The organism is Empedobacter sp. GD03739 (assembly GCF_029843245.1).
GTDB lineage: Bacteria > Bacteroidota > Bacteroidia > Flavobacteriales > Weeksellaceae > Empedobacter > Empedobacter falsenii_B.
Genome location: NZ_JAOCHX010000103.1, coordinates 1 through 1,258 on the forward strand (window position 1 = coordinate 1; position 1,258 = coordinate 1,258).

Consider the following 1,258-nt stretch of genomic DNA (forward strand, 5'->3'; position numbering starts at 1 on the left):
TGTACTCTTCCCTTTGTTAGGTACATTCAAAAATAGAGTTTTTATTTAATAATTGATTATTTTTATTATAATTTTGTTTGAATGTAGGAAAATCTTGTTTTTTTTCATTATTTATTTTTCCATATTTCAACAAAAAATCTCTGGGAGTAAGGTATTGTAGCGCACTATGAGGTCGCTCATTATTATACATCCACATCCAAATTTCAGCATAATTTTTCATCTGTTTGATATTCTCAAAGAGATAAACGTTTAAAAATTCTGTTCGAAAAGTTCTGTTAAATCTTTCTACTAATGAGTTTTGTGTTGGTTTTCCTGGTTGAATATATTGTAGAACAATCTGATTTGATAGACACCAAATTTTTAATTTTTCTGCAATAAATTCTGGTCCATTATCTACTCTTATTTTATCAGGTTTTCCTCGCCATTCTACAAGTTGCTTTAGCTGTGAAATGACCTTTGATGAAGGTAAACTAGTGTCAATTGTAATGGTTAAAATTTCTCTATTAAAGTCATCTATAATATTCAAACTTCTTACTTTTTTACCACACTCTAAGGTGTCGTGCATAAAATCCATACTCCAAGTTACATTTGGGTAAATTGGTCGCAATAAAGGCTCTTTTACTCTTGCTGGAAGACGTTTTTTACGTTTACTTCTAAGATTTAATTTCAGAGAGGTATATATTCTGTAAACTCGTTTATGATTCCATCCAAATCCACGATTTCTCAGCCTGTGATACATCATCCAAAATCCCCATGTGTAGTGCTGCTCTGAAAGCAAAACTAATTCTTCCCTAATTTTATCATCCTCATTATTGGGTTTCTTTTTATAAAAATAAACCGAACTGGAAATGAGGAAAACTTTACACGCCTTACGAGTACTCATTGCGTATTGTGAGCTGCAATAAGTGACCAGTTCTCGTTTCTCAGAAGGCGTTAAAGCTTTTTTGAAATCACATCTTTCATCACAACATTTTCTAGCGTTAGTTCTGCTACAATCTTTTTGTACTGAGAGAGTTCTTTCTCCATTTCCTTCATTTTAGTGAGGTGTTGAACGTCCAATCCACCATATTTACTCTTCCAATTATAAAAAGTAGGTTGACTAATTCCATGATCACGACAAATTTCATTGACCGTTTTTCCAAAATTTTGTTCAGATAAGATCTTGATAATCTGAACTTCCGAATATTTACTGTTCTTCATAGTTTTATAAATTTATAAACTATAATTATAAATGACTCTAATTTTGGGGAAGCTTACA

2 protein-coding genes are annotated in these 1,258 nt (G+C 31.3%); both read right to left on the reverse strand.

Going from position 1 to position 1,258, the window contains the following annotated elements; translation table 11 throughout:
• Positions 1–16: 16 nt before the first annotated feature.
• The gene (locus tag N5E64_RS15580) at positions 17–913 is read right to left on the reverse strand and encodes an IS3 family transposase (RefSeq protein ID WP_114998210.1); all 897 of its coding nucleotides are present in this window, start codon (positions 911–913) and stop codon (positions 17–19) included.
• A 20-nt stretch (positions 914–933) separates the two neighbouring features.
• A complete protein-coding gene (locus N5E64_RS15585; protein ID WP_114998212.1) occupies positions 934–1,200 on the reverse strand; it encodes a transposase in 267 nt (88 codons plus the stop codon).
• Positions 1,201–1,258: the final 58 nt, after the last annotated feature.

Bases quoted from the DNA above. Each gene is read 5' to 3' on its own strand.
- N5E64_RS15585 (WP_114998212.1), bottom strand. From the start codon at position 1,200: ATGAAGAACAGTAAATATTCGGAAGTTCAGATTATCAAGATCTTATCT.